Raw genomic sequence first — 26,356 nt, 5'->3', positions numbered from 1 at the left:
TTATGAATTTGATTTATGGATTATGAAAGACTTAATTTCGGGCGCAGAAGCATTGATGCGTTCTCTTGAATATCAGGGAGTAGAGACCATTTTTGGGTATCCGGGAGGTTCTATCATGCCGGTATTCGATGCTCTGTATGATCATCGGGATACGTTGAATCATATATTGGTTCGGCACGAACAGGGGGCAGCTCATGCGGCACAAGGTTTTGCACGCTCATCGGGTGAAGTGGGAGTCTGCCTCGTTACGAGTGGTCCCGGAGCTACCAATACGATAACAGGTATTGCCGATGCGATGATCGACAGTACTCCTATTGTAGTGATAGCAGGACAGGTAGGTACTGCATTTTTGGGAACGGATGCTTTTCAGGAAGTCGATCTTGTCGGTATTACCCAGCCTATTACGAAGTGGAGTTATCAGATCCGGCGTGCGGAAGATGTACCTTGGGCGGTAGCCCGCGCATTTTATATCGCAAAAAGCGGGCGTCCCGGTCCGGTAGTGCTCGATTTTGCTAAGAATGCACAAGTAGAGAAAGCCGGATATGTTCCGACGAAGTTAGATTATATCCGTAGCTATGTTCCTGTGCCCGATACAGACCCGGAGGCAGTGAGAATTGCTGCCGAGTTGATAAATAATGCGGAACGTCCGCTGGTACTGGTAGGCCAGGGGGTAGAATTGGGAAATGCCCAACAAGAGTTGCGTAATTTCATCGAGAAGGCGGGAATACCTGTCGGATGTACTTTGTTAGGATTGTCGGCATTGCCAACGGACCATCCTTTGAATAAGGGTATGTTGGGGATGCATGGCAACTTAGGGCCGAATATTAATACGAATAAATGTGATGTTCTTATTGCGGTGGGTATGCGTTTTGATGACCGGGTAACGGGAAATCTGGCTACCTATGCCAAGCAGGCAAAGGTCATTCATTTTGATATCGATCCGGCGGAAGTGAATAAGAATGTGCATGCAGACATAGCCGTGCTGGGTGATTGCAAAGAGACTTTGGTTGCCGTGACAGAGCTACTGCAAGCCAATACACATACCGAATGGCTGGAAAGCTTTACGGATTATGAACGGATGGAAGAGGAGAAGGTGATTCGTCCGGAACTGCATCCGATGTCCGATACACTCACTATGGGCGAAGTAGTATGCGCGGTGAGTGAAGCTACTCATAATGAAGCTATTTTAGTGACGGACGTCGGTCAGAATCAGATGATGTCTGCCCGCTATTTTAAATATAGTAAAGAGCGCAGTATCATCACTTCCGGTGGTTTGGGAACGATGGGGTTCGGACTGCCTGCCGCTATCGGTGCGACTTTCGGGCGTCCCGATCGCACTGTCTGTGTTTTTATGGGTGATGGCGGACTTCAGATGAATATCCAGGAATTGGGTACTATTATGGAACAGAAAGCTCCCGTGAAGATTATTGTGCTGAATAATAACTTTTTGGGGAATGTACGCCAATGGCAGGCGATGTTTTTCAATCGCAAATACTCTTTCACTCCGATGATGAATCCGGATTATATGAAGATTGCTTCTGCTTATGATATTCCGTCCCGGCGTGTGATGGCCCGTGAAGAACTGTCGGAAGCCATTGCGGAGATGATTAAGACGGAGGGTCCTTATCTGTTGGAGGCTTGTGTGATTGAAGAGGGAAATGTGTTGCCAATGACACCTCCGGGCGGCTCGGTGAATCAGATGTTGCTGGAATGCTGAGGGAGATTCGAGAGGGGAGAAGGTGAATAAAAAAATGGAAAGTTATGAGTGATAAGACATTATATACACTGATTGTACATTCGGAGAATATAGCAGGATTGCTGAATCAGATAACGGCTGTATTTACTCGCAGGCAGATTAATATAGAGAGCTTGAACGTGTCGGCATCTTCTATTAAGGGAGTACATAAATATACGATTACGGCATGGACGGATAAGGATACGATTGAAAAGGTGGTGAAGCAGATCGAGAAAAAGATCGATGTGTTGCAAGCGCATTATTTCACGGACGATGAGATTTATTTCCATGAAATTGCCCTATATAAAGTATCCAGTCCGGAGTTTCAGGCCAATCCGGAGGCTTCCCGGATTATACGCAGGTACAATGCACGTATCGTCGAGGTAAACCCGGTGTTTGCTATTGTCGAAAAGAATGGGATGAGTGAAGAAATTACAGCTCTTTACAGTGAACTGCGCCGACTGAATTGTGTTTTACAATTTGTTCGTTCGGGACGTGTGGCCATTACTACCAGTTGTTTTGAACGGGTGAATGAATTCCTTGCCGACCGGGAAACGCGTTATAATCAAAGTAAGAAACAACAGGAAGATGAGTGAAAATAATAAAATAGGAACTTACAGATTTGTTGCAGAACCGTTTCATGTAGATTTTAACGGACGTCTGACGATGGGAGTATTGGGTAATCATCTGTTGAACTGTGCGGGCTTTCATGCCAGTGACCGTGGTTTTGGGATTGCAACCCTGAATGAGGATAATTATACTTGGGTACTTTCGCGTCTGGCCATCGAGTTGGATGAAATGCCTTACCAGTATGAGGAATTCAGCGTTCAGACATGGGTGGAGAATGTGTACCGTCTTTTTACAGATCGTAACTTTGCAGTGATCAATAAAGATGGGAAAAAGATAGGATATGCCCGTTCCGTATGGGCAATGATTAATTTGAATACCCGTAAACCGGCCGATTTGCTGACATTGCACGGAGGGAGTATCGTTGATTATGTCTGTGACGAACCTTGTCCGATTGAAAAGCCGTCGCGTATTAAAGTGACTACAAAAGAACCTGTGGCGACGATTACTGCCAAATATAGCGATATCGATATAAACGGACATGTAAACAGTATCCGTTATATTGAGCATATTCTGGATTTGTTTCCTATAGAACTTTATAAAACAAAGCATATTCGCCGGTTTGAAATGGCTTATGTGGCCGAGAGTTACTATGGCGATCAATTATCTTTCTTTCAGGAAGAGGTTTCGGAGAATGAATATCACATAGAGGTAAAAAAGAACGGCGAAGAGGTGGTTTGCCGTTCGAAGGTATTATTTGAATAAGATAAAATTAGATTGTATAATAAACAGGTGGCTATGCCACCATTTAAAAATTAAAAACAAAAATGGCACAAATGAATTTTGGCGGTGTTATGGAAAATGTAGTAACCCGCGAAGAATTTCCGTTGGAAAAAGCTCGTGAAGTATTAAAAGATGAAACAATTGCCGTAATCGGTTATGGTGTACAGGGCCCCGGTCAGTCACTGAACCTGCGTGATAATGGTTTCAACGTGATTGTCGGACAGCGTAAAGGTGGTAAGACTTGGGAGAAAGCGGTAGCTGACGGTTGGGTGCCGGGCGAAACTTTGTTTGATATAGACGAAGCATGCCAGCGTGGAACCATTATCCAATATCTGCTTTCGGATGCGGCTCAGATCGAGGTATGGCCTACTGTGAAGAAGAATCTTACTCCGGGCAAAGCTCTTTATTTCTCTCATGGTTTCGGTATTACTTATAAAGAACGTACCGGTATCATTCCTCCTGCTGATGTGGATGTAATCCTTGTTGCTCCGAAGGGATCGGGTACTTCATTGCGTACTATGTTCCTCGAAGGCCGTGGATTGAATTCATCTTACGCTATCTTCCAAGACGCTACCGGCCGTGCTTATGATCGTGTGATCGCTTTGGGTATTGGCGTAGGTTCGGGCTATCTGTTCGAAACGACATTCAAACGTGAAGTTTATTCTGACTTGACCGGAGAACGTGGTTCATTGATGGGTGCTATTCAAGGTTTGTTGCTGGCGCAATATGAAACATTGCGTGAGAACGGTCATACACCTTCTGAAGCATTCAATGAAACAGTAGAAGAGTTGACTCAGTCTCTGATGCCTTTGTTTGCAAAGAATGGTATGGACTGGATGTATGCTAACTGTTCCACTACTGCTCAGCGTGGTGCGCTCGATTGGATGGGCCCGTTCCATGATGCCATCAAACCGGTGATGCAGCAATTATATGAGAGTGTAAAAACCGGTAACGAAGCACAAATCTCTATTGACAGCAATTCTCAACCGGATTATCGTGAAAAACTGAATGAAGAACTTCGTCAGTTACGTGAGAGCGAAATGTGGCAGACTGCTGTGACGGTTCGCAAACTTCGTCCGGAAAACAATTAAAATAATGATAAGTGATAAGTGATTAATGGCTGCGCTATAATCCGCATGGCACTAATCACTTATCGCTAATCGCTCATTATTCATCACTTATCATTTTTTCTACGTATTCCATCAGCTTTTTATAAAAGGCGTGCCGGGTCAGGGTTTGGGCTTCTCCCAATATGACTAATTTCATGCGTGCACGGGTGATGGCGACATTCATTCTTCGTAAGTCATTCAAAAAGCCTATCTGGCCATTTTCATTGGCTCGTACAAGGCTGATAAAGATGACATCTCTTTCTTGTCCTTGAAAGCCGTCTACGGTGTTTATAGTAATTAATTCACGAAAGGGGCGGAAAAAGCTGCTGCTTTTTATTTTGTTTCTTAGATATTGCACTTGGGCTTTATATGGAGAAATAAGCCCGAAGTCGATTCGCTCATCGAATACACGATTTTCACCTATTCTCTGAATGTAATTTTTGAGTTCCTGTATTAAAAGGTCTGCTTCGGGTTTGTTGATTCGTCCGAAACTTTCGCCTACAAATTCTTCATGAAATTCCAATTCCGAGGTATCGATCCAAACCATAGGGGTATCGTAATCGAGGATGCCACGATGGCGTACTTCGGGAGCAGATTCTAACTGGTTGTTATAAAACCATTCGGAAGGAAAGCGCATAATGGCTTCGTTCATGCGATATTGTACTTTGAGAAGGGAAACGGAAACAGGTTTGTTTGTTACGACCTTTTCCATTAAAGTCTGATCTAATCCTCCACGGGCAGCTTCGATGCATTTGATGGTAGGAGGGAGTTGGCAGTGATCACCGGCAAAAATAACGCGGTCGGCTTTACGGATGGCAATCCAGCAGGCAGCTTCCAATGCCTGTGCTGCTTCGTCGATGAAAAGAGTACTGAAACGGCGGCCTTCGAGAATGCGGTGATTGCTACTGACAAGTGTGGAGGCGATGACTCGTGCGGAAGAGAACAAATCTTCATTAATAAGTATTTCCAGTTCCGTGGCGCGGTCGCGCAGACGGCTGATGCGATTGCGCATACTTTCCCTCTCACTATACTTTCCCTTGCGGATATGTCCGCTTATCTCGCGAATGGATTTACGCACGCTCCATAGCTCTGTATAGGCCGGATGGTTTTCAAAGCGGCGTTCATACGTGAACGAAAGCATTTTATCATTCACGCGTGTCGGATTTCCGATACGGAGCACAGGGACACCGCGATCCACCAACTTTTCGGCAATCCAATCGACGGCTGTATTGCTTTGTGCACAGACGAGTACTTGATTTTCTCGATGTAGGGTTTCATAAATGGCTTCTACGAGAGTAGTGGTTTTTCCGGTTCCCGGAGGACCATGTACAATCGCTACATCTTTGGCGCAAAGTACTTTATTGACAGCTTCTTCTTGTGTAGAATTCAACCAGGGAAACCGGACCGGATAAAGTTCTCTCCGACGGATGGGAAGAGTTCCGAGCAATGTGTCACGTAATTTGGCAAGCCGGTTGCCTTTGGCGCGAAGAACATCTTCAAGTGCATTGAACATAGCGCGGTAAGAAGTCTCGTCAAAATATAACTGTACTCCTAAATAATCGGCATTTTGTACATCGAGCAGAGCACTCGTGCCGGGCAAAACCACTACCATTCGTTCTTCGTCGGCAAAACTTACAGTAGCGGTGAAGTTCATATATTTAATTTTCCCGTTGTAGTCCTGTTGGAAAAAGCAAACCGGACGGCCAAATTCAAAAGCGTGTTCAATATCCTTATCTTCCGTTCGGGTAATTTCTATGACGAGTTGGTTCAAGGAGTTGTAATAATTTCGACCTGTTTGTACCGGATACCAGCAGAGTCCGCGCTTTACTTTTCGGGCAATACCCATTGTTTCCGTCTGTCGTTGGAATTCCTCTTTCTCATATTCATATTCCATACGTAGCAAAATCTGTTGCTGTTGAAGGGCGAGAAGGGGAGAACCGGGATCAATTTTGTTATTATTCATCTGTGGCTAATGTTTGAATATTAAACATTGTTCGTTAAACATTATTGCGCGCTTGTTCGTTAATAATACATATACAGTTTTAAAATATAAATGCATATGGTGTATGATATAGACATGATAAGAAGCTTCTATTCAGCCTATAAAGGGAAAATGGAACGTGTAAGGAGTGTGCTGAAACGTCCGCTTACGTTAGCAGAAAAAATCTTGTATACTCATCTTTTTGAGGAAGCCCGTTTGAGGGATTATAAACGTGGGGAAGATTATGTGAATTTTCGTCCGGATCGGGTAGCTATGCAGGATGCTACTGCACAGATGGCTCTATTGCAGTTTATGAATGCCGGTAAGGAACGCGTTGCTGTTCCCTCAACAGTGCATTGCGACCACTTGATACAGGCTTATAAGGGAGCGAGCGAAGACATAGCTACTGCTACTAAGACGAACGAGGAGGTATACGATTTCCTGCGCGATGTTTCTTCCCGTTATGGAATCGGCTTTTGGAAACCGGGAGCGGGAATTATCCATCAGGTCGTATTAGAAAATTATGCATTTCCCGGAGGAATGATGGTAGGAACAGATTCTCATACACCGAATGCCGGTGGTTTGGGAATGGTTGCTATTGGGGTAGGAGGTGCCGATGCGGTAGATGTGATGACGGGTATGGAATGGGAATTGAAGATGCCCAAATTGATTGGTGTCCGGTTGACCGGAGAACTTAACGGTTGGACAACTCCCAAAGATGTTATTCTTAAATTGGCCGGTATCTTGACTGTGAAGGGTGGCACTAACGCCATTATTGAATATTTCGGTTCCGGTACGGAATCTATTTCAGCAACCGGAAAAGCTACGATTTGTAATATGGGTGCCGAAGTAGGGGCTACTACTTCGCTTTTTCCCTATGATGAACGTATGGGCGTTTATCTGCGTGCTACCGGTCGTGAAGAAGTTGCCTTGTTGGCGGAGTCCGTAACTGCCGATCTTCGTGCTGACGATGAAGTGATGGCGCTGCCCGAGAAATTTTATGACCGTATTATTGAAATAAATCTTTCAGAACTGGAACCTTATATCAATGGGCCGTTCACTCCTGATGCGGCTACTCCCATTTCTGAATTTGCAGAAAAAGTACTGCTGAACGGTTATCCCCGTAAAATGGAAGTAGGGCTTATCGGGTCGTGTACCAATTCATCCTATCAGGATCTCAGTCGTGCTGCTTCTATTGCCCGTGAGGCATTGGAGAAGGACGTGGCCATTGCTGCGCCGCTTATTGTTAATCCCGGAAGTGAACAAATCAGGGCTACTGCCGAACGGGATGGAATGATTACTCTTTTCCGCCAAATAGGGGCAACGATCATGGCAAATGCTTGTGGGCCTTGCATCGGGCAGTGGAAACGCCATACAGACGATCCTACCCGTAAAAACTCGATTGTGACCTCTTTCAACCGCAATTTTGCCAAACGGGCGGATGGTAATCCGAATACATTTGCTTTTGTGGCTTCCCCCGAAATAGTAATGGCACTCACCATTGCCGGTGATCTTTGTTTCAATCCCTTAAAAGACCGTTTGCTTACGCATGAGGGGAAGAAAGTGAAATTCAGTGAACCGGTGGGAGATGAATTACCTGTGTATGGTTTCACTTCGGCTGCCAGTGGCTACTTGGCCCCTGTTGGAACAGAAGTTGAAATCAGGGTCGATCCGCAGTCGAAGCGTTTGCAATTGTTGGCTCCTTTCCCGGCATGGGATGGAAACGACTTATTGAATATGCCTTTGCTGATCAAGACACAAGGGAAGTGTACTACTGATCATATTTCGATGGCAGGTCCGTGGTTGCGTTTTCGCGGGCATTTAGAGAATATTTCCGATAACATGCTGATGGGAGCGGTCAATGCTTTTAACGGTGAGACAAATAGTGTGTGGAATCGCTTGACAAATACTTATGGGCCTGTTTCCGGTACGGCTAAGATGTATAAGGCAGAAGGAATTGCTTCGATGGTTGTTGCCGAAGAAAATTATGGTGAGGGCTCCAGTCGTGAACATGCGGCTATGGAACCTCGTTTCCTGAATGTAAAAGTAATTCTTGCCAAGAGTTTTGCCCGTATTCATGAAACCAATCTGAAGAAGCAGGGTATGTTGGCTGTTACTTTTAAGGATAAGGATGATTATGATCGCATACAAGAACATGACCTGCTTTCTGTAACTGGTTTGCAAAACTTTGCTCCGGGACGCGACCTTGAGGTGGTGGTTCATCACGAAGATGGAACCAAAGAGAGTTTTGCCGTACAGCATACCTATAATGAGCAGCAAATAGCATGGTTCCGTGCAGGATCTGCCCTCAATAATAATTTGTCATTGTGTTATTAAAAAAAATACGTGTGCAGCCAATGGGTACATGAACATATTGGCAAATTGCCACATTATCGATTATGAACAAAATTACTAAACAACTTGACGGTACTTTGTCTGTACCGGATATTCCGACCGTTCCTTTTATTACCGGTGACGGTGTGGGTGAAGAGATAACTCCCGCTATGCGGGCTATTGTAAATGCGGCTGTTGATAGTTCTTATGGTGGCCGCCGTAGGATAGAGTGGCTTGAAGTGCTTGCCGGTGAACGTGCTTATCACTCTGTCGGTTCGTGGTTGCCCGACGAGACAATGGATGCTTTTAAAGAATATCTTATCGGTATCAAAGGGCCGTTGACCACTCCTGTGGGTGGGGGGATTCGTTCGTTGAATGTGGCTCTGCGCCAGACACTTGATTTATATGTATGCCTGCGTCCGGTGCGCTGGTTTGTGGGAGTACATTCTCCTTTGCAGGCCCCGGAAACAGTCAATATGACCATTTTCCGTGAGAATACCGAGGATATATATGCCGGTATCGAGTGGGAGGCAGGTACTCAGGAAGCAGAGAAACTTTATCGTTTTTTGCGGGATGAGATGGGAGTGACGAAAGTCCGCTTTCCCGAAACCTCCTCTTTTGGGGTGAAGCCTGTGTCTAAGGAAGGAACGGAGCGTTTGGTGCGTGCTGCCTGTCAATATGCGCTCGATCATCATTTGCCTTCCGTCACGTTGGTACACAAGGGGAATATAATGAAATTCACCGAAGGAGGTTTCAAAAAGTGGGGATATGAATTGGCACAGCGGGAATTTGGTGATGCGTTGGCGGAGGGGCGGTTGGTTGTCAAGGATTGCATTGCCGATGCCTTTTTGCAAAACACGCTGTTGATGCCTGAAGAATATTCGGTGGTTGCCACATTGAATTTGAATGGTGATTATATTTCCGATCAGTTGGCTGCCATGGTAGGCGGTATCGGCATCGCTCCGGGAGCTAATATCAATTATGTCAGTGGGCATGCTATTTTTGAAGCTACTCATGGCACTGCTCCCAACATAGCCGGACAAGATATCGTGAATCCTTGTTCGTTGATACTCTCTGCGGTAATGATGCTCGAATATATGGGTTGGCAAGAGGCTGCCGACCGTATAACGATGGCGCTTGAACATAGTTTTGGTGATGCCCGTGCTACGGCAGATTTGGCCCGTTTCATGCCTGGAGGCAAGTCTCTTTCCACATCTGCTTTTACCAGAGAGATTATAGAGAGAATAAGAAGTTAAGTAAATGATAATAAAATAAATACGGTTATGAAGAAAGAATATTTGGTCTATAAGCTCTCTGAGGACATGAAAGACTGTACCCGGATCGATAATGAGCTTTTCCCGAAGTATGATGTAAAGCGCGGATTACGTAATGAAGACGGTACCGGAGTATTGGTAGGCCTTACTAAAGTTGGCAATGTTGTTGGTTATGAACGTATTCCCGGAGGTGGTTTGAAACCGATTCCCGGAAAATTGTTTTATCGCCAATATGATCTTGAAGATCTGGCTCATGCCGCTATGAAAGAGAAACGCTATGGTTTTGAAGAAGTGGCTTATCTGCTGCTTTCCGGTCGCCTGCCCGATAAAGAAGAATTGGCTTCCTTTCGTGAACTGGTAAATGATAATATGCCGTTGGAACAGAAGACAAAAATGAATATTATCGAACTCGAGGGAAACAATATCATGAATATTCTGGCTCGCAGCGTGCTCGAGATGTATCGTTTTGACGCCAATCCGGACGATACATCGCGTGATAACCTGATGCGGCAGAGTATCGACCTTATCTCGAAGTTTCCCACTATCATCGCGTATGCTTATAACATGTTACGCCATGCAACTTTCGGTCGTTCGCTCCATATCCGTCACCCGCAGGAGAATCTTTCCATAGCCGAGAACTTTCTTTATATGCTGAAAAAAGACTACACTCAGTTGGATGCCCGTACGCTTGATCTTTTACTGATGCTTCAGGCAGAACACGGTGGTGGTAATAACTCTACGTTTACCGTTCGGGTAACTTCTTCTACCGGTACGGATACGTATTCGTCTATTGCCGCCGGTATCGGTTCATTAAAAGGACCGCTTCATGGAGGAGCCAATATTCAGGTGGTCGATATGTTTCACCATCTTCAGGAAAATATCAAAGATTGGACTAATGTCGATGAAATAGATACCTATTTTACCCGCATGCTTAATAAGGAGGTGTACAATAAAACCGGATTGATTTATGGTATCGGCCATGCGGTATATACCATTTCCGATCCCCGTGCGCTGTTATTGAAAGAGTTGGCTCGTGATTTGGCAAAAGAGAAAAAGCGTGAGCGTGAATTTGCTTTCCTTGAGTTATTGGAAGAACGCGCTATCGCCATGTTTGGCAAGATAAAAAATAATGGTAAAACCGTGTCGAGCAATGTTGATTTCTACTCTGGTTTTGTGTATGAGATGATCGGTTTGCCACAGGAAATTTATACTCCGTTGTTTGCTATGGCACGCATTGTGGGGTGGTGTGCGCATCGCAATGAGGAGTTGAACTTCGAGGGGAAACGTATTATTCGTCCGGCATATAAGAATGTACTGGAAGTGGGGCAATACATCCCTTTGAGTAAGCGTTGATTCTCTGAATGATTTTATTTTGGTTTGCTCTCATTCTGAAAAGGATGGGAGCTTTTTTGTGGCACTCTTCTGTAAGAAAACTCTTTGTAATAATCAGGTTTTTCTATATCTTTGCTTGTCGTAAAAACACATGACTATGGATGCGGAAACCTTTGGATCTTTTCTTTGGATAATGACTTTGGTAGCAGCGCTTGTTTTTATTGCGCTTTATTTTGTGAAGGCTGGTTATGGTATGTTTCGTAGTGCAGCTTGGGGGCTTTCTGTCAATAATAAATTGGCATGGATGCTAATGGAGGTACCGGTCTTTTTAGTGATGATATGGATGTGGTGGTATTCCGACCGTCGTTTCTTACCCGTGCAACTGACTTTTTTCTTTTTCTTTCAACTTCATTATTTTCAGCGTTCGTTTGTTTTTCCTTGTTTATTGCAAGGAAAAGGCCGAATGCCGGTTGCTATCCTTTTGATGGGAGTTCTTTTTAATGTTCTGAATGGTTTTATGCAGGGTGAATGGATATTTTATCTTTCTCCTGCAGATAGGTATACTTCTCAATGGTTTGCTGCGCCGCAATTTATATTAGGTACAGTTCTGTTTTTTGTAGGTATGGGTATTAATTGTCATTCCGACTATATAATCCGGCATCTTCGAACCCCGGGGGATACCCGTCATTATCTTCCTTTCGGAGGCTTGTACCGTTATGTCACTTCAGCTAATTATTTCGGTGAGATAGTGGAGTGGACAGGATGGGCCATACTTACATGGTCTCTTTCGGGAACCGTGTTTTTATGGTGGACTTTTGCCAATCTTGTACCTCGTGCCAATGCTATCTGGCATCGTTATCGCGAAGAGTTCGGTGAGGCGGTCGGTAGTCGGAAACGTATCTTTCCATTTATATATTAATTGATTCTTTTCAAGAAAACACGGATGCTTATGAATATAGATACAGATGTAACAATGAATTTCTTTTCCGGTGAAAGAAAATCGGGAACTGTTTCTAAACTTTTTACTCCTGTCCGTATCGGTCCGTTGACTTTGCGCAATCGTACTATTCGTTCGGCTGCTTTCGAAGGTATGTGTCCCGGAAATGCTCCTTCCCAGATGTTACTCGATTATCATCGTTCAGTGGCGGCAGGCGGTATTGGCATGACAACGGTGGCCTATGCCTCTGTTGCGAAAAGCGGACTTTCGTTTCCTCGTCAGCTTTGGCTTCGTCCGGAGATTATTCCCGGATTACGTGAAGTGACGAATGCCGTTCATAGAGAAGGGGCGGCTGCCGGCATTCAGATAGGGCATTGTGGTAATATGTCCCATAAGAGTATTTGTGGGGTGACACCTATATCTGCTTCTTCGGGTTTTAATATTTATTCGCCTACATGGGTTCGCGGGATGAAGAAAGAAGAGATACCGGAAATGGCACGCGCGTATGGTCGTGCAGTAAATATGGCTCGTGAAGCAGGTTTTGATGCGGTCGAAGTACATGCCGGCCACGGTTATCTTATTAGCCAGTTCCTTTCGCCTTATACGAATCATCGGAAAGATGAATATGGCGGTTCTCTTGAAAACCGGATGCGGTTTATGGACGAAGTGATGTTGGAGGTATTGAAAGCGGCCGGTGATGATATGGCGGTCATTGTGAAGATGAATATGCGCGATGGTTTTCGAGGAGGAATGGAAATAAACGAAACAATTGGGGTGGCTCGCCGGTTAGAGCAACTCGGAGCGCATGCGCTGGTATTGAGTGGGGGCTTTGTCAGTAAGGCGCCTATGTATGTGATGCGCGGAGCAATGCCGATAAAAGCATTGACATATTATATGGATTGTTGGTGGTTGAAGTTGGGTGTGAAATTGGCTGGACGAATGATGATTCCTTCCGTACCTTTCGAAGAGGCTTATTTTTTGGAAGATGCGTTGAAATTTCGTACGGCACTTCCCGCGATGCCGCTTATTTATGTGGGTGGTCTTGTGTCACGCACAAAGATAGATGAAGTATTGGGATATGGCTTTGAAGCAGTACAGATGGCGCGTGCACTACTTAATGAGCCTGGGTTTGTAAATCGGATGCATGCTGAAGAAAATGCCCGTTGCAATTGTGGACATAGTAATTATTGCATTGGGCGGATGTATTCCATTGAAATGGCTTGTCATCAGCATCTTCGGGAGAAGCTTCCTCCTTGTTTACAGAAAGAAATAGGAAAGTTGGAAAATAAATGATGGAACGGAATTTGGCGATCATAACTGGTGCCGATGGAGGAATGGGAACGGAAATAACCAAAGCCGTAGCCTTTGCAGGATATCATGTAATAATGGCTTGTTATAATCCTGTGAAAGCGGGACCGGTGAAGCAACGTATAATCCGGGAAACCGGAAATATGGATTTGGAGATACTTCCGCTCGATCTGGCATCTATGGAATCTGTATCGGCCTTTACCGGTTTGGTTTTGGAGCGTGCTCATAGAGTTGCTTTATTGATGAATAATGCCGGAACGATGGAAACTGGACTACATATCACTGTAGATGGTATGGAACGGACAGTCAGTGTCAATTATGTAGGACCGTATTTGCTGACCCGGAAGTTACTTCCTTTAATGGGTCGGGGAACACGTATTGTGAATATGGTATCTTGCACTTATGCTATTGGAAAATTACATTTTCCCGATTTTTTCTTTTTTGGTCGCAAAGGAAAATTTTGGCGAATACCTGTTTACAGTAATACTAAACTGGCTTTACTCCTTTTTACTTTAGAACTCGCCGAAAGAGTGGAAGAACGCGGAATAACTGTCAATGCTGCCGATCCGGGAATTGTTTCTACTGATATTATTACTATGCATCAGTGGTTTGATCCCTTGACGGATATTTTTTTTCGCCCTTTTATCCGTACTCCCATGCAAGGAGCTTCCACTGCAGTTGGATTATTACTTGATAAAAGACTGGCAGGGAAAACGGGAACGTTTAATCTGAATAACCATTCTAAACCACTTTCGGATAAATATATTAATCATGTGCAGAAACGATTGTTGTGGGATGAGACGGAAAAACAGGTGAAAAAATGGCTATAAGAATTGATCTGTTTAGATTTCAGAAGGTATTATTGTATTGAAAAGAAAAATAGATCGATTTATTTTTGAGAAAAAAAGATACAAACTAATATCGTTGTAATAGTCTGTATATCAATTCGTTGTGAGATGTATCTTTTTCTCTACGAGATTCGCTCTGTTTCTCTACGAAGAACCGATCGTTTCCCGTAGAGAAACAGGTTATTTCTCTACGAGATCTAAATGAAATATTTATAAAACTTTACATGGGAGATAAATGGAGAATGATTTTTTATTGTAGTAATAAAATGAAGGAGTTCGAAGAGGATATACGGTGTCTTTGGAAATTGAATCAGCTATAAAATTTTATTTTTAAGCAAATAGTATGTGTGTTTTTCTACGTGTCCGTATTGAATATAAAAAATGGCAGAGAGTACTCTCTGCCATTTTGAAACTTATCACTATCGTTGTTAAATAGAGAGCTCTCTTAGTACGTTGACCAGTTCTCTCTTGATCGGTTTATCATTTTTTATTGCTTTGCTGAAAGGTACATAAACAATTTCATCATGTTCAATACCGATCATTACATTACGCTGGTCTTCCATAATAGCATCGATGGCTGCCGCACCTAAACGGCTTGCCAAAATACGATCGTGTGCCGTAGGGCTGCCGCCACGTTGAAGATGCCCCAGAATTGTTACACGTACATCATATTGCGGATATTCATTTTTTACACGCTCTGCATAATGCATGGCACCACCTGTCAGCTCGCTTTCCGCTACTAATACGATACTACTGTTTTTGGATTTGCGGAAACCGCTTTTAATGAATTCTTCCAATTGATCGACTTCTGTACTGAATTCCGGAATGATGGCAGCTTCTGCTCCGGAAGCAATGGCACCGTTCAAAGCAAGAAAACCGGCATCACGTCCCATCACTTCTACGAAGAAAAGACGTTCGTGTGAAGTTGCTGTATCGCGTATCTTATCGACTGCATCTAAAATAGTGTTCAATGCCGTATCGTATCCGATAGTGGTATCTGTACCATATAAGTCGTTGTCGATTGTACCCGGCAATCCGATACAGGGTACATCGAACTCTTGTGCAAAAATGCGGGCACCTGTCAAGGAACCGTCGCCACCGATAATAACAAGAGCATCGATGCCTTCTTTCTTCATATTTTCGTAGGCGAGCTGACGACCTTCCGGTGTAGTAAATTCTTTGCAGCGTGCTGTTTTCAGAATAGTACCTCCCAGCTGGATGATATTACTTACATTCTGGCTTTTAAATTCACTGATTTCTCCTGTTACCAGCCCTTTATATCCTCTGTATATACCCTTAACTTGCAGTCCGTTATAGATAGCTGCACGTGTCACTGCACGAATTGCAGCATTCATTCCCGGAGCATCCCCTCCGGAGGTTAAAATACCTACACACTTAACTGTTCCCATTACAATCTTATTTTATATTTGACGCTGCAAAGATAGCAAAAAGTGTTAGGAAATGGATTGCATTCGTGTCAAACTGACGGTGCTATTAATAAATAACGTTAAAGACTTTCTTGCCCCAGACGTGCTTTTATTTCCATATAAATTTGCTCCATCAGCCATTTTGGGGTAGAAGTTGCTCCACATACGCCAATTGAGTCAATGTCGTGAAGCAGAGAATCATCTATTTCTTCTATACTGTCTATCAGATGAGAGTTCGGGTTGACTTTAAGACATTCACTGAATAACATTTTACCGTTTGAACTTTTTTTTCCGCTAACAAAAAAAATAAGGTCATGTGAAGCGGCAAATTTACGTAAATTGGGCATACGATTGGCTACCTGTCGACAAATGGTATCGTAATATTCGAATGTGGCGTTGGGAGAGATATGTGCCTTGATATAGTCGACAATTTCCCAAAATTCATCCAGAGATTTGGTGGTTTGTGAATAAAGACGGATATTTTTACTGAAATCGAGCCCTTTGGCTTCTTCCAGCTTTTCAATAACAATAGCTTGCCCTGTGGCCTGTCCCACTAATCCTAAAACTTCGGCATGTCCGTTTTGACCGTATATGACGATTTGTTTCTCTCCATTGTCTTCTTGTTGATACTCCTGTTTGATACGTTTTTGCAGGCGAAGTACTACCGGACAGGTCGCATCGATAATTTCAATATTATTTTTGTAAGCTGTTATATAAGTTTCGGGAGGCTCACCATGAGCGCGAAGCAATACTTTTGCGTTGTGCAATTGCTTGAACTCTTCATGATTGATGGTGATGAGTCCCATTGATTTAAGCCGTTCCACTTCCCGGCTATTATGTACAATATCACCCAGGCAATAGAGGGTTGCCCCTTTTGCCAATTCTTCTTCCGCTTTGTGGATAGCTGTTACTACTCCGAAGCAGAAGCCGGAACCTTCATCTATCTCTACTTTAATCATTCTTGATCTTCAGAATAATGAAAGGCCAAAATCCGAATAGGCCCTTATGCTTTTGTAACTTGATTGTATTGGTCGAACAACCATTCTTTTTGTTGTGGAATCGTCAGTTCCGTGTTGTCCAACAGTAATGCGTCATCTGCTTTTTTTAATGGACTTACTTTTCGGTTCTGATCGATGTAGTCACGTTGTTTCACATTCTCTAAAATCTCATCAAAACTGGCTTCCTGTCCTTTGGCTTTCAATTCATCATAACGTCGTTGAGCACGGATTTCGGGAGTAGCCGTAACAAATATTTTCAGTTCGGCATCCGGAAATACTGTCGTACCGATATCGCGGCCATCCATGACAATCCCTTTTTCACGTCCCATCGCCTGTTGTTGTTTTACCATGGCGGAACGTACGAAATCCAAGGCGCTGATCGGACTTACTTTGGAGGAAACTTCCATTGTGCGAATTTTGTTTTCTACATTCACATCATTTAAATAGGTATTCGGACGCCCGGTTTCCGGATCGATACGAAAAGAAATGTGAATGTCTTTCATCCGATGTTTGAGTTTCTCGGTATCGATTGCATCTCCGTTGAAAATACCGTTTTCTATACTGTAGAGGGTGACGGCACGATACATGGCTCCGCTGTCAATATAAATATACCCTATTTCGCGAGCCAGATCCTTGGCCATTGTACTTTTACCACAAGAGGAAAAGCCATCGATTGCTATGGTAATCTTTTTCATCTTATTCATTATTATATTATAGTGTCATAGAGAGGTTGAACAATAAAGACGAGGTGCTAAGATGGTATTTAGCATAGGCAGCTCCTAATTTGAAACGTTTGATTTGCAGGCCGGCTCCTGCTGTAAAACCTGCCCAATGACTTGAGTCAGCTACTTTCATCTCGTTTGTCCGACGGAAATTATATCCTAACGAAACGTAAAAATTATCAGTCGGCAAAAAGTCCATACCGATTACGGCATGATCAAAGAATTTGGAGTTTTTCCAATCGGTGAGATTATATAAAGTGGCGGAGATCCGGAAAGGGGCATGTGACAGGCGTTTGGTGATGCCCACTTGCACATCTACCGGTAATTTTTCGCGCTTATCTTCGAAAGCAACAATTTGTCCTCCCAAATTACGGGCTACCATAGAAAATGAGAAGTCGCTGTTTTGATGATAATAATTCAATCCTAAATCTACACCGATGGCAAAGGAAGAGAATTTATCATAATTGGAATAGATCAGATTGGCTTTCACTCCTCCACTCCAATAATCGCTCAGGTCATAAGAGTAAATGCCGGAAAATGCCATGTCTTTGGCAGAAAAGGTGCCTATTATTATGTTTTCACTGGTGGTTTCTTTCATCGTGCCATAATTCACGAATTGGGCTGTTACTGCCCAGGTAGAGCGGTCGCCGAGAACACGTGAAAAGGCGGCACTGGCTGCATTGACTCCCGCTATATATAAGGTATAATTTAAGTTGAGCGTTTTATCCGCTACACATGATAACAGGGCCGGATTGTGAACAGCCATTGTCAGATCGTCCTCGATGATTGAAATGTTTTCTCCACCTAAAGCGGCTGCATGTGAAGAAAAAGGTAGTTTGAGGAACTGGAACACGCTATTATCTTCCTGAGCCTGTGTCCGGACCCAAAAAAGTAGCAATAGTACTATGAATATATTCTTTTTTAACATTTTAGCAGAAAAAACTGTTCAAATATACTGTATTTCTCAAATATCTGCGTTATATTTGTGGCAGAAAAGCACGTGAGACTCAAAACACTGGGAAACACATCTGATTAAAAGAACGTATTATTAATATTTATATTATAATTTATGGAAGTTAAAAAATCACCCAAAGCAGACTTGGAAAGCAAAAAGTCTACATGGCTGCTTATCGGATACGTGGTTGTATTGGCTTTTATGTTCGTAGCGTTCGAATGGACCGAGAGAGACATAAAGATTGATACAAGCCAGGCTTTATCCGATTTAGTGTTTGAAGAGGAAATGGTTCCTATTACGGAACAAGAACAGAAAATTGAAGTTCCGCCTCCACCAGAGGTACCGGCAGCTGCCGAAATCTTGGATATCGTAGACGACGATGCCGATGTGGAAGAAACGATTATTGCATCAAGTGAGGAAGTAGGTCAGGCTGTTGAAGTAAAATATGTACCTGTACAGGTGGTTGAAGAAGAACCGGAAGAACAGGAAATCTTCGACGTTGTAGAGAAAATGCCTGAGTTTCCGGGCGGAAACGCTGCTTTGATGTCTTATTTGGCTAAGAATATCAAATATCCTACAATTGCACAGGAAAATGGTACTCAAGGTCGTGTTATCGTGCAGTTCGTTGTAAACAAGGATGGTAGTATTGTAGATGCGAAGGTGGCACGTAGTGTTGACCCGTATCTGGATAAAGAGGCTCTCCGTGTGATCAACTCCATGCCGAAATGGAATCCGGGTATGCAGAGAAACAAGCCGGTACGCGTTAAGTATACGGTTCCTGTAATGTTCAGATTACAATAATTTTTATGTAACATACGAAAAAGGCTGCCGTAAAAGCAGCCTTTTTCATTAGTTCTTCTTCTGTTTTCTTTTAATCCAAATTTACTATGTTTACTGCATTCCAATTGCTTGATAAAATTAATACTCATGTTTCTGAATTACAGTTTACCCGTAGCCCGAAAGGGTTATATGCGCCGGTGGGGTATGTGCTGTCTTTAGGAGGGAAACGTATTCGCCCCGTGTTGATGCTGATGGGATATAATCTGTATAAGGAGGATGTCAGCCGTATTTATGGACCGGCAACGGGAATTGAGGTTTATCATAATTATACTTTGCTTCATGATGACTTGATGGATCGTGCCGATGTGCGTAGGGGGAAGGCAACCGTGCATAAGGTGTGGGATGACAACACGGCAATTTTGTCGGGAGATGCCATGTTGGTGCTTGCATATCAATATATGGCCGATTGTCCGTCGGAATACTTGAAACAGGTAATGGATATCTTTAGTCTCACTGCTCTTGAAATTTGTGAAGGGCAGCAGATGGATATGGAATTTGAACGGCGTAGCGACGTCAGAGAAGAGGAATATATTGAGATGATCCGGTTGAAAACGGCCGTTTTGTTGGCTGCCGGTTTAAAGATCGGTGCTATTTTGGGAGGAGCGTCTTCGGAAGATGCGGAAAAACTTTATGATTTTGGAGTGCAGATTGGTATTGCTTTTCAGTTACAGGATGATCTGTTGGATGTGTATGGCGATTCTGCCGTGTTTGGTAAGAAGATCGGCGGAGATATTCTTTGTAACAAGAAAACATATATGCTGATTAAGGCACTGGAACGTGCGGATAAAGCTCAACTTTCAGAACTGAATGATTGGCTTGCGGCAGAATCCTTTTCTCCGGAAGAGAAGATTGCGGCAGTCACTGCCCTTTATAATCAGATTGGCATAAAGGCTATCTGCGAAAATAAGATGCGGGAATATTACACCCGTGCTATGGAGAGCTTGGAGGCTGTTTCTGTGGCCGAAGAAAAAAAGAAAGAATTGAAGAGTCTGATGAAACATCTGATGTATCGGGAGATGTAAATAAAGAATTGCCGGATGCCTTATAGACGATTACCAAATACAGATCAAGCCCGGATACGAGCGCTGAAGGCAGCGGTTGGTAAGGGTGATGTGTACAATGTGAGCGAGTTGGCTATTACTTTGAAATCTTTGGCTGAAGCACGGAACTTTCTTTCGAAGTTTGAAATTGCTCATAATTATTACGTTCAGTGCTATAATAATCAGGTAAAGGAGAGTCCGAGACATCAGGCGAATGTAAAAATGGCCCGTTTATATATTTCTCATTTTATTCAGGTTTTGAATCTGTCCGTGCTCCGTTCGGAAATTAAATCGGTTCACAAAAAACTTTATGATCTGCCGGTAGATAATGCTACGGTTCCGGATTTGGCATCTGAAGCGGCGATGGTAGATTGGGGAAAGAGAATTATAGAGGGGGAGAGGAGGAGAACTTCACAAGGTGGGGTGCCTATTTATAACCCTACTATTGCTAAAGTGAAAGTGCATTATGATATTTTTGTCGATAGCTATGAGAAACAAAGGGCATTGCAGGCATTGACCAACCGCAGTTTGGAGGAATTGTCTTCCATGCGTGCCCGTGCGGACGAGTTGATATTGGATATTTGGAACCAAGTGGAAGAAAAGTTCCAGAATGTATTTCCTAACGAAGCCCGCTTGGATAAATGTCGTGATTATGGACTCATTTATTATTATCGGACGGGAGAAAAACAATCGGAATAAATAAGATTAATTATGCTTGTCGATTCTCATTCACATCTTTTTCTGGAAGAGTTTGCAGATGATCTTCCTCAGGTTATGCAACGTGCCCGTGAGGCGGGTGTTACTCATATTTTTATGCCCAATATCGATAGTACCACGATTGAATCTTTGCTTTCGGTGTGTGCGGCTTACAAAGAATTTTGTTTCCCGATGATAGGATTGCACCCTACTTCTGTGAACGAAAATTATAAAAAGGAATTGGATATTGTTGCCGGACAGTTAGCATCCTCCAATGGATATGTGGCAATTGGTGAGATTGGCCTGGATCTCTATTGGGATAAGACCTTTTTGAGAGAACAGCTTTTGGCTTTTGAAAAACAGGTCGAATGGGCATTAGAGTATCATTTACCTATTGTAATTCATACCCGTGAGGCTTTTGATTATATATATAAGGTATTGCAGCCCTATAAAGAAACAGGGTTGACCGGGATTTTTCATAGTTTCACCGGCACTTCGGAAGAAGCTGCCAAACTGCTCGATTTCCCGGGTTTTATGATTGGGATAAATGGAGTGGTTACTTTTAAAAAATCTCAATTACCTGAAGTCTTAAAAGATGTACCATTGGCACGTATTGTTTTAGAGACCGATTCTCCTTACCTGACTCCTGTGCCTAACCGTGGAAAAAGGAATGAAAGTGCCCGTTTGAAAGATACCTTAATTAAGGTTGCGGAAATTTATCGGGAGTCTCCGGAAGTGGTTGCTGAAGCCACCTCTGAAAACGCTTTAAAAGTGTTTGGAATGGGCAAATAAGTTTCTAAAGGTTTTAAAATATATTAATTTGGAGTGTTTCTTTAAGATAAAAAAGGGATAATGCTTTAGAAGAAGAAAAAAAAGGATACATTTGTAGCTGAAAACGCTCAAACCCGTTTAGGGAGAGATGCTCGAGTGGTTGAAGAGGCACGCCTGGAAAGCGTGTATACGCCAAAAGTGTATCGCGGGTTCGAATCCCGCTCTCTCCGCAGGTGCAGTGAATGAGATCGGAAACAACTAAAATAAATACAATAACAATAATTTAATTAATTAATCTTAAAAATTAGACACACAATGAAAAAGTTATTTGCAATTGTTGCTGTGATGGGAGTCTTAACATTTGGCTCAACTCAACTCGTTCAGGCTCAAGATGCTCCTGCGGCTGAACAAACTGAACAGGCTGCACCTGCTGCTGTAGAATCTGCTGTTGCTGCTCCTGACGTTGAAGAAGGTGGTATCCACAAAGAGATTAAAGTAAAATTCATTGAAGGTACTGCATCTTTCATGAGTTTGGTAGCTATCGCATTGGTTATCGGTTTGGCATTCTGTATTGAGCGTATTATTTATTTGAGCTTGGCAGAAATCAATACTAAGAAATTTATGGCTTCTATCGAGGCTGCTTTGGAAAAAGGTGATGTTGAAGCTGCAAAAGACATCGCTCGTAATACCAGAGGTCCTATTGCTTCTATCTACTATCAGGGTTTGATGAGAATTGATCAGGGTATTGATGTTGTAGAAAAATCAGTAGTATCTTATGGTGGTGTACAAGCCGGTTATCTTGAAAAAGGATGTTCTTGGATCACACTGTTTATCGCAATGGCTCCGTCTTTGGGATTCTTGGGTACTGTAATCGGTATGGTGCAGGCATTTGATAAAATCCAGCAGGTAGGTGATATCTCTCCGACGGTTGTTGCAGGTGGTATGAAAGTTGCCTTGATCACAACTATCTTCGGTTTGATCGTTGCTTTGATTCTGCAGGTATTCTATAACTATGTACTTTCTAAGATCGAAGCTCTTACAAGCGAAATGGAAGATTCTTCTATTACTTTGCTTGACATGGTAATCAAATATAACTTGAAATACAAAAAATAATCTGAGATGAGTAGTAAGTTATCATATAAAGTATCGTACTATGTACTGTACGCAATGTTTGCTCTTATCCTGATCGTATTGGGACTGTTCTTCTTCGGAGGAGACGCTCAAGGTGCGGCAGTGATGGCAGGCGTTGATCCGGAGATGTGGCAACCTGCCAATACAGATGCATTGCTGTATTTGATGTATGGGTTGTTTGCTGTAGCGGTAATTGCAACCATTGTTGCTGCTATATTCCAGTTTGGATCTGCATTGAAAGATAATCCGGTGAGTGCTATTAAATCCTTGATCGGTCTTATTCTTTTAGTCCTTGTGATGGTTGTTTCTTGGGCTATGGGTAGTGAAGAAACTTTGAGAATGCCGGGATATGATGGAACAGAAAACGTTCCTTTCTGGTTGAAGTTGACTGATATGTTCCTTTATTCAATCTACTTCCTGTTGGGTGCAACTGTCGTTGCTATCATCTTGAGTAGTATCTGGAAGAAATTATCATAATCCAATTGAGCTTGCTCAATTAAATATAGTAATACTATGGCAAAAGGAAAAAGAAAAGTTCCTGATATAAATTCAAGTTCAACGGCTGATATAGCTTTCTTGTTGCTGATCTTCTTCTTGATTACAACTTCTATGGATACAGACCGTGGTTTGGCAAGACGTTTGCCGCCACCGCCTGAAAATACAGAGAAACCGGATGATCAGAAAGTGAAGCAGCGTAACGTTCTGCAGATCTACCTGAACATGTATGACCAGTTGATGGTTAACGGTGAGATCATGAACGTACAGCAGCTGAGAGCGAAGACCAAAGAGTTTATTGCTAATAAATACAATGATGAATCATTGCCTGAGAGAGTATCGAAAGATGTTAACTTCTTTGGGCCGATGATGATCACTGAAAAACATGTAGTCTCTTTGCAGAATGACCGTTCTTCTTCATATCAGGCATATATTGATGTACAAAATGAATTGGTTGCCGCTTATAATGAACTGAGAGATGAATTGTCTCAGGAAAAGTGGGGAAAGAAATACTCAGAGTTGGACGACGAACAACAGAAAGCCGTTCGTGAAGTCTATCCTCAGAAGATTTCTGAAGCTGAACCTAAAAAATATGGAGAAAAGAAGTAATGGGAAAATTTAATAAAACAGGTAAACGTGAAATGCCTGCGTTGAATACTTCTTCTCTACCTGACCTTATCTTTACACTGTTGTTCTTCTTTATGATTGTAACAACAATGCGTGAGGTAACGTTGAAGGTTGAATTTAAGATTCCGCAAGCAACAGAATTAGAAAAGCTTGAGAAGAAATCATTGGTAACATTCGTATATGTAGGAAAACCAATGAGAGAGTTTCGTCAAAAGATGGGTTCTGAGAGCCGTATTCAATTGAATGATGCTTTTGCAGAAGTTTCCGAAATTCAAGATTATATTATTGCGGAAAGATCAAGTATGAAAGAATCTGATCAGGCAATGATGACTGTATCTTTGAAGATTGATAAAGATACGAAGATGGGTATCGTAACTGATATTAAAAACGCGCTTCGTCAAGCTTATGCTTTGAAAATCAACTACTCTTCGCAGTATCGTGAATAAGAGTTGATTTAATATACTAAAAAGAAAAGGATGCTTAATTTTAAGCATCCTTTTCTTTTTAGTATATATTCTTGGGAGTAAAAGAACTTTGGTCAGGCTTTACTCTTTTACATTGTATACTTCTTTGTGAATCTTATTTTTTATCATTTCAAAGTCTTGTTCACATTGTAAATTGCCAAACACCATTAGATACATGGGTAGGAAGTCGTCTCCGGGCTTGTAAGGTGGTTGCTTGTATTCTTTTTCCCAAAGAACAAATCCTTGTCTCTGATAGAAATTGATACGGCGCTTTGCCATCTCTTCCACGGGCATCTCTACTTCCAGCACGATGGGGCGATCCAGTTTTTTGCATAGATAATCCAATGTCTTTTTGCCGTAACCGCCATTTCGAAGAGTGGGATCGATGGCAAAATGTTCTACATAATAAAAGTCGTTGAAATCCCAATATGTAATAAAACCTACCGGAGTCTCGTTGTCAAAGATGATGTTATTATAAAAATTACCTGTACGATCTGTATATTCGCGCAATTCTTTTAACTCACGATATTCTTCCGGAGGGAATGCGGCGATGAGCAGGTTTTCCATAAATTGATAATGCTGTACGTCAGACGTACTGATAGTTTGAAATCTAATCATAAAGGTTTGGGGTTTGATTGGTTATTAAAATGTTATTTGTTGGTATAGAATTCTATGATTCTGCGGATTGCACGCTGGCATACGGGGCAGAATTCCGGATATTCATTGGTTCGCATGCGGCAATCGAATGAAGGGCGGTAAATACCTTTGGCGGAATAACCTCCGCCCTCGTACACTCCTATCGGATATTTGCCGTTTGCTTGTTGTGGAGTCGGCACAGGTGTTGCTGCCGGCAGCATATCTTCCCATTTTGAAGAGAAGTCGGTCCGGGTAGTGATATTGGGTTCCCATGGCTCAACATTGAGAGGATAAGTATCGGTCATGACGTCATCCTCATAGAAATACTCATCGCCCAGACCGGCAAAGCTATGCCCGAATTCATGTACCACTACGGGTTTGAAGGTAGGATGATGAGCTGCAGTCAGTGTGTAGGAGTTATAGATGCCACCACCACCGTATTCTGCTGTATTGGCAATGATAATGATATGCTCGTAAGGAATGCCTGCCAGGGCATTGTGTATGGATTTTACACGGCATGTGGTGAGATAACGGTCCGAGTAAAACGTATCGAAATGAGAACCGAAAGCGGTGTGTTTCCAGTCATTTTTACGGGGAACGCTTACGCCACTGTCTTCTGAAAGGCTGGCAACAGCAATTATGTTGAACTTATGTCTCATAGATTTGAAGGGTTCGTAAAAGAAAAGGCTTTCACATGCTTTTCCGGCGTCTTTGTAGAACAGTTCCATCTCTGTTGCGGTATATCCTTCGGCCATGATAGCTACATCTATGCAGTCTGTTTCGTTTCCGCTTTTTTGTATGTACTGATGCGGGGTGACATGCGAAGTGCCTCTTTCATGGATGAGTATGTCGTCAGGACGTACCGTATGTTTTAAATTTGCTATCACTTTTCGTGATGGAGAGAACAGGATAATTTCTATCTCCGCCGGGCGTTGGGGATAGGGTACCAGAAAAGTATTTTCAAATCCTTTGGCTGTTTTTTGCGCTTCATCTGTGGAAAGCCATTCTTGAAAGAGAGACGAAAAGGATGTTTTATAGATACATTTCCCGGTTTCAAGATCGGTCATTATAATCTGCCCATTGCCTTCTAAGGGAAGTTCTGATAAGTGATGCCGGCGCCCGGCCCATGAGGGTAGGCGCGATAGCTCATCCAGATAGATGGCCTGATGTTTGGCATCTCCTGTGAAAAAATAGTCTATCCGTAAGGTTTTATCCTGAAAAAAATCAGTAAACTCTTGTGCATATGCATTTATTATCCATAAAAAGCAAAGCCCGACAATGGCATATCGTTTCATATTTAGCGTATATTTATGTTTTACAAAGATACATAAACCCTTGCTGACTTA

25 protein-coding genes and 1 tRNA gene are annotated in these 26,356 nt (G+C 42.8%); 19 read left to right on the top strand and 7 right to left on the bottom strand.

What is annotated here, in order from left to right; translation table 11 throughout:
• The first annotated feature begins 22 nt into the window (after positions 1 to 22).
• From ilvB to ilvC, 4 genes are all read left to right on the top strand, one after another.
• The gene (gene ilvB / locus HMPREF1532_RS18540) at positions 23 to 1,717 is read left to right on the top strand and encodes a biosynthetic-type acetolactate synthase large subunit (RefSeq protein ID WP_005933438.1); all 1,695 of its coding nucleotides are present in this window, start codon (positions 23 to 25) and stop codon (positions 1,715 to 1,717) included.
• A 44-nt stretch (positions 1,718 to 1,761) separates the two neighbouring features.
• Positions 1,762 to 2,331, top strand: coding sequence for an acetolactate synthase small subunit (gene ilvN / locus HMPREF1532_RS18535; RefSeq protein ID WP_005933435.1), 570 nt, complete (start codon positions 1,762 to 1,764; stop codon positions 2,329 to 2,331).
• Positions 2,324 to 3,067: an acyl-[acyl-carrier-protein] thioesterase gene (locus HMPREF1532_RS18530; RefSeq protein WP_005933433.1), complete on the top strand. Its 744-nt coding sequence runs from the start codon at positions 2,324 to 2,326 to the stop codon at positions 3,065 to 3,067. The genes ilvN and HMPREF1532_RS18530 overlap by 8 nt, the downstream gene beginning before the upstream one ends.
• A gap of 62 nt (positions 3,068 to 3,129) precedes the next feature.
• Positions 3,130 to 4,176 carry a ketol-acid reductoisomerase gene (gene ilvC / locus HMPREF1532_RS18525; protein ID WP_005933431.1) on the top strand — a complete coding sequence of 349 codons (1,047 nt, stop codon included), beginning with the start codon at positions 3,130 to 3,132 and terminating at the stop codon, positions 4,174 to 4,176.
• A gap of 76 nt (positions 4,177 to 4,252) precedes the next feature.
• On the opposite strand, the gene HMPREF1532_RS18520 is transcribed toward ilvC, so the two are convergent.
• Positions 4,253 to 6,157 carry an AAA domain-containing protein gene (locus HMPREF1532_RS18520; RefSeq protein WP_005933429.1) on the bottom strand — a complete coding sequence of 635 codons (1,905 nt, stop codon included), beginning with the start codon at positions 6,155 to 6,157 and terminating at the stop codon, positions 4,253 to 4,255.
• A 96-nt stretch (positions 6,158 to 6,253) separates the two neighbouring features.
• Between HMPREF1532_RS18520 and HMPREF1532_RS18515 the strand changes: the two genes are divergently transcribed.
• From HMPREF1532_RS18515 to HMPREF1532_RS18490, 6 genes are all read left to right on the top strand, one after another.
• Positions 6,254 to 8,512 carry an aconitate hydratase gene (locus tag HMPREF1532_RS18515; RefSeq protein WP_005933428.1) on the top strand — a complete coding sequence of 753 codons (2,259 nt, stop codon included), beginning with the start codon at positions 6,254 to 6,256 and terminating at the stop codon, positions 8,510 to 8,512.
• 44 nt (positions 8,513 to 8,556) lie between these two features.
• A complete protein-coding gene (icd, locus tag HMPREF1532_RS18510; RefSeq protein ID WP_309569259.1) occupies positions 8,557 to 9,765 on the top strand; it encodes an NADP-dependent isocitrate dehydrogenase in 1,209 nt (402 codons plus the stop codon).
• A 27-nt stretch (positions 9,766 to 9,792) separates the two neighbouring features.
• Positions 9,793 to 11,136 (top strand): citrate/2-methylcitrate synthase, encoded by a 1,344-nt coding sequence (locus HMPREF1532_RS18505; protein WP_005933424.1) that lies wholly within the window; start codon positions 9,793 to 9,795, stop codon positions 11,134 to 11,136.
• A 136-nt stretch (positions 11,137 to 11,272) separates the two neighbouring features.
• Positions 11,273 to 12,034 carry a DUF1295 domain-containing protein gene (locus tag HMPREF1532_RS18500; protein WP_005933422.1) on the top strand — a complete coding sequence of 254 codons (762 nt, stop codon included), beginning with the start codon at positions 11,273 to 11,275 and terminating at the stop codon, positions 12,032 to 12,034.
• A 54-nt stretch (positions 12,035 to 12,088) separates the two neighbouring features.
• Positions 12,089 to 13,345: an NADH:flavin oxidoreductase gene (locus HMPREF1532_RS18495; RefSeq protein ID WP_044094148.1), complete on the top strand. Its 1,257-nt coding sequence runs from the start codon at positions 12,089 to 12,091 to the stop codon at positions 13,343 to 13,345.
• A complete protein-coding gene (locus HMPREF1532_RS18490) occupies positions 13,342 to 14,190 on the top strand; it encodes an SDR family NAD(P)-dependent oxidoreductase (RefSeq protein ID WP_025819001.1) in 849 nt (282 codons plus the stop codon). Before HMPREF1532_RS18495 ends, HMPREF1532_RS18490 begins: the two co-directional genes overlap by 4 nt.
• Before the next feature lie 446 nt (positions 14,191 to 14,636).
• On the opposite strand, the gene pfkA is transcribed toward HMPREF1532_RS18490, so the two are convergent.
• From pfkA to porQ, 4 genes are all read right to left on the bottom strand, one after another.
• The gene (gene pfkA, locus HMPREF1532_RS18485) at positions 14,637 to 15,617 is read right to left on the bottom strand and encodes a 6-phosphofructokinase (protein WP_005933413.1); all 981 of its coding nucleotides are present in this window, start codon (positions 15,615 to 15,617) and stop codon (positions 14,637 to 14,639) included.
• Positions 15,618 to 15,715: 98 nt separating this feature from the next.
• Entirely contained in the window at positions 15,716 to 16,594 is an 879-nt protein-coding gene (locus HMPREF1532_RS18480) for a 4-hydroxy-3-methylbut-2-enyl diphosphate reductase (RefSeq protein ID WP_005933410.1), read from the bottom strand.
• 44 nt (positions 16,595 to 16,638) lie between these two features.
• On the bottom strand, positions 16,639 to 17,328 hold the full coding sequence (gene cmk, locus HMPREF1532_RS18475; RefSeq protein WP_005933406.1) for a (d)CMP kinase: 690 nt from the start codon (positions 17,326 to 17,328) through the stop codon (positions 16,639 to 16,641).
• A gap of 16 nt (positions 17,329 to 17,344) precedes the next feature.
• On the bottom strand, positions 17,345 to 18,283 hold the full coding sequence (gene porQ / locus HMPREF1532_RS18470; RefSeq protein WP_005933403.1) for a type IX secretion system protein PorQ: 939 nt from the start codon (positions 18,281 to 18,283) through the stop codon (positions 17,345 to 17,347).
• Positions 18,284 to 18,424: 141 nt separating this feature from the next.
• Between porQ and HMPREF1532_RS18465 the strand changes: the two genes are divergently transcribed.
• The 9 genes from HMPREF1532_RS18465 (at position 18,425) to HMPREF1532_RS18425 (ending at position 24,356) form a co-directional block, all read left to right on the top strand.
• A complete protein-coding gene (locus tag HMPREF1532_RS18465; RefSeq protein WP_005933401.1) occupies positions 18,425 to 19,111 on the top strand; it encodes an energy transducer TonB in 687 nt (228 codons plus the stop codon).
• Positions 19,112 to 19,197: 86 nt separating this feature from the next.
• The gene (locus tag HMPREF1532_RS18460; protein WP_005933399.1) at positions 19,198 to 20,172 is read left to right on the top strand and encodes a polyprenyl synthetase family protein; all 975 of its coding nucleotides are present in this window, start codon (positions 19,198 to 19,200) and stop codon (positions 20,170 to 20,172) included.
• 15 nt (positions 20,173 to 20,187) lie between these two features.
• Positions 20,188 to 20,889: a hypothetical protein gene (locus HMPREF1532_RS18455; RefSeq protein ID WP_005933397.1), complete on the top strand. Its 702-nt coding sequence runs from the start codon at positions 20,188 to 20,190 to the stop codon at positions 20,887 to 20,889.
• A 12-nt stretch (positions 20,890 to 20,901) separates the two neighbouring features.
• A complete protein-coding gene (locus HMPREF1532_RS18450; RefSeq protein WP_005933395.1) occupies positions 20,902 to 21,678 on the top strand; it encodes a TatD family hydrolase in 777 nt (258 codons plus the stop codon).
• Positions 21,679 to 21,799: 121 nt separating this feature from the next.
• Positions 21,800 to 21,887: transfer RNA gene (locus tag HMPREF1532_RS18445), tRNA-Ser, on the top strand.
• Between the two features lie 85 nt (positions 21,888 to 21,972).
• Entirely contained in the window at positions 21,973 to 22,770 is a 798-nt protein-coding gene (locus tag HMPREF1532_RS18440; protein ID WP_005933393.1) for a MotA/TolQ/ExbB proton channel family protein, read from the top strand.
• Positions 22,771 to 22,776: 6 nt separating this feature from the next.
• The gene (locus tag HMPREF1532_RS18435) at positions 22,777 to 23,265 is read left to right on the top strand and encodes a hypothetical protein (RefSeq protein WP_005933390.1); all 489 of its coding nucleotides are present in this window, start codon (positions 22,777 to 22,779) and stop codon (positions 23,263 to 23,265) included.
• A gap of 36 nt (positions 23,266 to 23,301) precedes the next feature.
• A complete protein-coding gene (locus HMPREF1532_RS18430; RefSeq protein WP_005933387.1) occupies positions 23,302 to 23,892 on the top strand; it encodes an ExbD/TolR family protein in 591 nt (196 codons plus the stop codon).
• Positions 23,892 to 24,356, top strand: coding sequence for an ExbD/TolR family protein (locus HMPREF1532_RS18425; RefSeq protein WP_005933384.1), 465 nt, complete (start codon positions 23,892 to 23,894; stop codon positions 24,354 to 24,356). The genes HMPREF1532_RS18430 and HMPREF1532_RS18425 overlap by 1 nt, the downstream gene beginning before the upstream one ends.
• A 99-nt stretch (positions 24,357 to 24,455) precedes the next feature.
• Here the strand turns inward: HMPREF1532_RS18425 and HMPREF1532_RS18420 are convergent, their stop codons facing one another.
• Both HMPREF1532_RS18420 and HMPREF1532_RS18415 read right to left on the bottom strand, forming a co-directional pair.
• Positions 24,456 to 24,992, bottom strand: coding sequence for a GNAT family N-acetyltransferase (locus tag HMPREF1532_RS18420; RefSeq protein ID WP_005933381.1), 537 nt, complete (start codon positions 24,990 to 24,992; stop codon positions 24,456 to 24,458).
• A gap of 32 nt (positions 24,993 to 25,024) precedes the next feature.
• Positions 25,025 to 26,305: an IgA Peptidase M64 gene (locus tag HMPREF1532_RS18415; RefSeq protein ID WP_005933379.1), complete on the bottom strand. Its 1,281-nt coding sequence runs from the start codon at positions 26,303 to 26,305 to the stop codon at positions 25,025 to 25,027.
• Positions 26,306 to 26,356 lie beyond the last annotated feature (51 nt).

The organism is Bacteroides salyersiae WAL 10018 = DSM 18765 = JCM 12988 (genome assembly GCF_000381365.1).
GTDB lineage: Bacteria > Bacteroidota > Bacteroidia > Bacteroidales > Bacteroidaceae > Bacteroides > Bacteroides salyersiae.
Note: the sequence above shows the minus strand (reverse complement) of the source record. Positions and strands in the feature narration are given on the sequence as shown.